At 39.2% G+C, this 5,990-nt stretch carries 7 protein-coding genes; 6 read left to right on the top strand and 1 reads right to left on the bottom strand.

Annotated features, from left to right (window positions below):
• The first annotated feature begins 17 nt into the window (after positions 1 to 17).
• From HMPREF9420_RS05140 to HMPREF9420_RS05115, 6 genes are all read left to right on the top strand, one after another.
• Positions 18 to 854: a MotA/TolQ/ExbB proton channel family protein gene (locus tag HMPREF9420_RS05140; protein WP_007134418.1), complete on the top strand. Its 837-nt coding sequence runs from the start codon at positions 18 to 20 to the stop codon at positions 852 to 854.
• A gap of 30 nt (positions 855 to 884) precedes the next feature.
• Positions 885 to 1,526 (top strand): ExbD/TolR family protein, encoded by a 642-nt coding sequence (locus HMPREF9420_RS05135; protein ID WP_007134417.1) that lies wholly within the window; start codon positions 885 to 887, stop codon positions 1,524 to 1,526.
• A gap of 3 nt (positions 1,527 to 1,529) precedes the next feature.
• The gene (locus tag HMPREF9420_RS05130; RefSeq protein WP_007134416.1) at positions 1,530 to 2,177 is read left to right on the top strand and encodes an ExbD/TolR family protein; all 648 of its coding nucleotides are present in this window, start codon (positions 1,530 to 1,532) and stop codon (positions 2,175 to 2,177) included.
• Between the two features lie 36 nt (positions 2,178 to 2,213).
• Positions 2,214 to 3,053 carry an energy transducer TonB gene (locus HMPREF9420_RS05125; protein WP_007134415.1) on the top strand — a complete coding sequence of 280 codons (840 nt, stop codon included), beginning with the start codon at positions 2,214 to 2,216 and terminating at the stop codon, positions 3,051 to 3,053.
• 9 nt (positions 3,054 to 3,062) lie between these two features.
• The gene (locus HMPREF9420_RS05120; RefSeq protein WP_007134414.1) at positions 3,063 to 4,019 is read left to right on the top strand and encodes a PstS family phosphate ABC transporter substrate-binding protein; all 957 of its coding nucleotides are present in this window, start codon (positions 3,063 to 3,065) and stop codon (positions 4,017 to 4,019) included.
• Between the two features lie 69 nt (positions 4,020 to 4,088).
• Positions 4,089 to 5,522, top strand: coding sequence for a tetratricopeptide repeat protein (locus HMPREF9420_RS05115; protein WP_007134413.1), 1,434 nt, complete (start codon positions 4,089 to 4,091; stop codon positions 5,520 to 5,522).
• Positions 5,523 to 5,757: 235 nt separating this feature from the next.
• On the opposite strand, the gene HMPREF9420_RS13895 is transcribed toward HMPREF9420_RS05115, so the two are convergent.
• Positions 5,758 to 5,990: hypothetical protein (locus HMPREF9420_RS13895; RefSeq protein ID WP_169309692.1), on the bottom strand; the 233-nt coding region annotated here is incomplete at its 5' end.

Raw genomic sequence — 5,990 nt, 5'->3', positions numbered from 1 at the left:
AATTAAAATTTTAAATTATGGCAACTACACAAAAAACAGCCAGCCCTAAGAAATCTCAGGGCTTTCAAGGAGTAAGAGGTGCATTCTGGATTATCGTCGTTTGCGCTGCTATCGCTTTTGCATTGTTCTACACATGGTTTGGTGATGCTAGTCACTTCCAGGGTGGAGATTCTAATGGTTCACCTGCAGATGTTTGGGGTACTATCTTCAAAGGTGGTATGATTGTGCCTGTAATCCATACACTGTTGCTAACTGTTTTGGCAATGTCTATTGAGCGTGTACTCGCTATGAAGACTGCTTTCGGTAAGGGTTCTCTTCCAAAGTTCGTGCTTAATATTAAGGCTGCATTGAATGCTAACGATTTTGCTAAGGCTCAACAACTTTGCGATCAGCAGAGAGGTTCTGTTGCAAATGTAGTATCTGCATCTTTGAATGCTTACAAAGACATGGAGACAGGTGCAAATGCTTCATTGAAGAAAGCACAGAAAATTGCTAAGATTCAGCAGGCTCATGAAGAGGCAACACAGCTTGAAATGCCTACATTGACCATGAACCTTCCTATCATTGCAACTATCGTTACGTTAGGTACTTTGACTGGTCTTCTTGGTACTGTAACCGGTATGATCAAGTCTTTCTCTGCTTTGTCTGCAGGTGGTGGTGCTGACTCTGCTGCTCTTTCAGCAGGTATTTCTGAGGCTTTGATCAATACTGCATTTGGTATTTTGACATCATGGTGTGCTGTAGTATCTTACAACTATTTCACAAATAAGGTTGATAAGCTGACATACGCACTCGACGAAGTAGGTTACTCAATTGCTCAGACATACGAAGCTAACCACACAGAAGAGGCTTAATTTTTGCTAACCCTTTAAATATTTATCGCTATGGGTAAAGTAAAAATTAAGAAAAGTGACGTTTGGATCGATATGACGCCTATGTCAGACGTTATGACCCTGTTGCTTACTTTCTTCATGCTGACCTCTACATTCGTTAAGAATGAGCCAGTGAAAGTAAATACTCCAGGTTCAGTGTCTGAAATAAAGGTGCCAGAGAACGGCGTCCTGACCATTCTGGTCAATCCTGAAAAGGATGCGGCCGGTAGGCCAACAGGTGAAGGTCAGGTGTTTATGAGTTTGGACAATACAGACCAATTGGGACAGGTGCTTGATAATATGGCCAATAAGTTTGGCATAAAGTTGAGTGCAGCACAGAGCAAAGTCTTTAAGACCGAGTCTACATTTGGTGTTCCAATGAAAGATCTTAGTGGTTATTTAGCTTCTTCTCCTACGATGCGCCATAAGATTCTACCTACAAAGGGAATCCCAATGGATAGTATTCATGGAGGTATGAGCGAATTCCAGCAATGGGTTGATGCAGCTCGTACGGTCAATGACAATATTAAGATTGCGTTGAAAGCTGACTCAAAGACACCTTATAAGACTGTTAAGAAAGTGATGAGTGAGCTCCAGGATATGGACGAAAGCCATTACTATATGATTACACAGCTTAAAAAACAGGAGGACTAATCAATGGCAAAGAAAGAAAGCAAACAAAAGAAAATGACCGTTCGCGTAGACTTTACGCCTATGGTGGATATGCTCATGTTGCTGATCACGTTCTTCATGTTGTGTACATCACTTAGTAAGCCACAGACAATGGAGCTGACGATGCCGAGTAACGATGAAAATGTTACAAAGGATCAGAAGACAGAGGCTAAGGCTTCTGAAGCAATTACCATATATGTGACTGCTGACAATAAGATTTATTGTGGTGAAGGTGAACCCCAATACAATAATCCTGCTTGGTTGAAGGAAACAACTTGGGGAAACAATGGTATCCGTAAGCTTCTAAGAGATCACGCTACAGCAAATGGTACAAAACCTGTAACTCGAATAGAGCTTGCTGTAAAAGAACTTAATGCAGAAAAAGCTAAGAATCCTAAGATGTATCCAGATAGTATTTATCAGAAGAAACTTAGCAAGCTTAAGGCTGGTGAACTCAAAGATGGTAAGATCCCAACGCTGACTGTTATCATTAAACCTTCTGACAATGCTTCTTATAAGAACATGGTTGATGCCCTCGATGAAATGCAGATTCTAAGTATTGGTACTTACGTCATTGATAAGCTTAACGCTGATGACCTTCATTTGTTGAAGCTTAGAGGAGTTAAACTATAATCGATGAAGTAACGAAACAATTTAAAAAGGAAACAAATGGCAAAAATAGATTTATACGATCCTAAATGGGTCGATATGGTGTTCGCCGGAAAGAATCAAGCTTATGGAGCTTATAGACTTCGTAAGGGGACTTCTGGACGTAACATTAAGTCGATTGTTATCTTGCTCATTGCTGCTTTACTCGTGGGTGGTTTTCTTGCATGGAAAGTGATTTCTCAAAAGAATGCAGAAGCACAACAGGCTTACATGGAAGCTTTGCAGCTTGCAAAACTTCAGCAAGAGGCTAAGAAACAAGAAAAGAAAGAAACCATTCAGCCTAAGGTTCAGCCTAAGAAGGAGATTCCTGTAGCGCGTGAGACACAGAAGTTCGTTGCTCCTGTAATTAAGAAAGATGAACTTGTTAAAGAGTCTAACACGTTGAAACAGATGGACCAGTTGGATGATAAGGTTGCTGTAGGTACAGAAACTCATGAAGGTACGAAGGATCGTACTGTTGAGGCTGTACGTAATGATATTGCAGTGGCTACTCCTCCTCCTGCTCCAAAGGAAGAAGTTACACAAAAAGTATTTGACGTTGTTGAGGTTATGCCATCATTCCCTGGTGGTCCTGCAGCATTGCTACAGTATCTTAGCTCACATGTTAAATATCCTGTTGTGGCTCAAGAGAATGGAATTCAAGGCCGTGTGACAATCTCTTTCGTTGTTGAACGTGATGGTTCTATCACTGATGTTCGTGTAGCAAAGTCTGTAGACCCATCTCTTGATCGTGAAGCAGCACGTGTTGTAAGTAGTATGCCACGTTGGACACCAGGTAAGCAGAATGGTTCTGCTGTGCGTGTGAAGTTCAATGTGCCAGTACAATTTAAGTTACAATAATTGAAATAAATGAATAAGAATTTATCTTATATATTTATTGGACTATCCCTGTCTTTGGTTTTCTTTTCCTCTTGTGGGAAGAAAAACAAAGGCAGTAGAACAGATACTCCTTCATCAGGGACGATTGAATTCGTCTCTGATGAGAGTTTCAGCCCTTTTATAGAGGAAGAAAGACAACAGTTTGAATATGAATACCCTAAAGCACATTTGAAGGCTATTTATGCTGATGATATAACGGGATTCAAAAAACTGCAAGATTTGAAGACTTGTCTCTTCTTTACATCTCGTGATTTGAAACCAAGCGAAGTTGCTTATTTCAAATCGAAAAACTTAATTCCCGAAACATTCCCTATTGGTTATGATGGTTTGGCTTTCATCGTTAATAAGAATAACAATGATACTTGCATAACGGTCAAAGATATTAAGAGAATATTAAGTGGGAAAGTAAATCGCTGGAATGAAATATATCCAGGTTCTAAACGTGGAGGCATTGAAGTTGTTTTCGACAATCCTGCTTCTGCGACATTGCATTATGTTATAGACTCAATAATGGGTGGTAAGAATCTTACTGCTAAAAATATTGTTGCAGCTAAGAATAGTAAGGCTGTAATAGATTATGTGAGTAACAATATTAATGCTATTGGTATTATTGGCTCAAATTGGCTGAATGATAAGCGTGATTCAACGAATACCACATTTAAGAAGAATGTTCATGTCATGTCTGTATCCATAAAGGATAAGGCGACTCCTATGAATAGTTGGAAACCCTATCAGGCTTATTTACTTGATGGACGTTATCCATTTGCACGTACTTTATATGCGATAGTTGTAGATCCGTACAGGGCTTTACCTCTGACATTTGCAAATTATGTTGCTGGGCCAAAGGGACAATTAATTCTTTTCAAGACAGGTTTGCTTCCCTATCGAGCAGATATTACGATTCGCACGGTGCATGTTAAAAGATAAATCATTGGCGAAGTTTTTCTTCCGGTTTCGCCTTCAACTGCGATATTATTTTAACTAAATAAGAAGAATATGAAAAAGATGAAATATGTAGTAGCAGGATTGCTGATGTTGGGCTTGTCAGTTCCCGCTATGGCGCAAAATGCCAACTATAATGAGATGCTGAAGCCAATAGCACAATCACTCAAAGCCACTCCTAATATGGATGCAAAGGCTTTAAAGAACCTGATTAAAGACTACCAGAAAGACTTTAAGAAGGACCCAAAAGCACTTGTCGCCTTAGGAGAGACACTTTTGATGAATAAGCAGTATGACGAGGCTACTAATATTGCTAATAATGTTATCTCCAAATACAAAGATTGCGGTAATGCATATATCCTTTTAGGTGATATTTCTGCAATGAAAGATGATGGTGGAAATGCCGCTATGTGGTATGAACAGAGTATGTCTATGGACCCTAAAAATCCTCAAGGTTACATGCGTTATTCTAACATTTATAGAAAGCGTAGCCCTGAAGAAAGTGAGCGTGCACTTAATCTGTTGAAGCAGAATTGTCCTGATTTCCCTATCGAAGCAGAAGCAGGTAATAATTTCTATATGGCTGGAAACTATGCTAAGGCATACGAGTATTTTTCAAAGTCCAATAAAGAAAAACTTGATGAATATTATCTCGTAGGCTATGCCGTTTCTTCTTATATGACAAATAAAAAAGATGAGAGTCTTGATATTTCTAAATTTGGAATCCAGAAGTTCCCAAAAGACATCACTTTCGAGCGTGTGGCACTTTGGAGCGCGACAGATCTTCAAAAGTTTGATGAGGCAATCAATTATGCAAAGATTATTATATCTACGGACTCAGTAGAAAAGAGTGCACGCGATTATATCTATTATGGTCTTGCACTGAAGGGTAATAAGCAGTATACTGATGCCATTGAGCAATATCAAAAGGCTTTTGATTTGAAGAAAGATGATTATAAGCCTTATCAGTATATGGCTGATACCTATGCTGAAATGGGACAGGAAGATAAAGCATTAGAGTGTAACGAGATTTATATGTCTCATAACCAAAATGCTACTCCATCAGATTATGCTAAACTTGCCAACATCTATGTACAGATGGCTGAAAAGGGTGGTGCAAAGAAGCAGGCAAACCTCGATAAAGCATATGGTATCTATACTCAAATGGCTGAGAAGTGGCCAACTATTGCTGCATGGGTATACAATATGGCTGGTATGCAATCTTCTAAGGCTGGTCAAGACGAAAAGGGAGCTGAATTTTTCCAGAAGGCTGTAGATTTATTGGCTAACAAAACGGATCGTCAAGATGATGAAACTTCTACATTGAAATCAGCCCTTGCTAATCTTGGTTATTATTATTGGGTAACGAAAAGCGATCTTGAATCTGCAAAACCATATTATGAGCAGTTGATTAAACTTGATCCCAATGATAAGAATGCACGTGCAGCATTAGGTCTTGATTCAACAGAAGCAGCTCCACAGCAATAAGAAGTAGAGTTATATTAATATATTTATAAGTGGGCAGGAATGTATTTCCTGCTCGCTTTTTATTTTTATAAAAAGGGTAGGTTTTGAATTTACTTTCTAATTTTATTCCATAAAACGATTTTTTTGTGTAGAACAAAATATGTGGAAAAAATCGTTGAAACTATCCCTATGGATGCTCCTTGATAGTTGTAAATCCAAAACCCTGATAAATTCTTATTCCATATCTTTGCAACAACTAATCCCAAACTATTCGGGAAATAACTTTCGGAGAACGTGGAAACTCCAAACCCTTTGGGAAACGACTTTCGCCATGCGCGGAAACACCAAACCATTCGGGAAACGACTTTCGCCATGCGCGGAAACTCCAAACCATTCGGGAAACGACTTTCGCCATGCGCGGAAACACCAAACCATTCGGGAAATGACTTTCGCCGAGCGCGGAAATGCCAACCTTTAAAAAAGTGATTT

Source organism: Segatella salivae DSM 15606 (assembly GCF_000185845.1).
GTDB lineage: Bacteria > Bacteroidota > Bacteroidia > Bacteroidales > Bacteroidaceae > Prevotella > Prevotella salivae.
This window is presented reverse-complemented; position numbering and strand designations above follow the sequence as displayed.

Bases quoted from the DNA above. Each gene is read 5' to 3' on its own strand.
- HMPREF9420_RS05115 (WP_007134413.1), top strand. From the start codon at position 4,089: ATGAAAAAGATGAAATATGTAGTAGCAGGATTGCTGATGTTGGGCTTG.
- HMPREF9420_RS05130 (WP_007134416.1), top strand. From the start codon at position 1,530: ATGGCAAAGAAAGAAAGCAAACAAAAGAAAATGACCGTTCGCGTAGAC.
- HMPREF9420_RS05140 (WP_007134418.1), top strand. From the start codon at position 18: ATGGCAACTACACAAAAAACAGCCAGCCCTAAGAAATCTCAGGGCTTT.
- HMPREF9420_RS05120 (WP_007134414.1), top strand. From the start codon at position 3,063: ATGAATAAGAATTTATCTTATATATTTATTGGACTATCCCTGTCTTTG.
- HMPREF9420_RS05125 (WP_007134415.1), top strand. From the start codon at position 2,214: ATGGCAAAAATAGATTTATACGATCCTAAATGGGTCGATATGGTGTTC.
- HMPREF9420_RS05135 (WP_007134417.1), top strand. From the start codon at position 885: ATGGGTAAAGTAAAAATTAAGAAAAGTGACGTTTGGATCGATATGACG.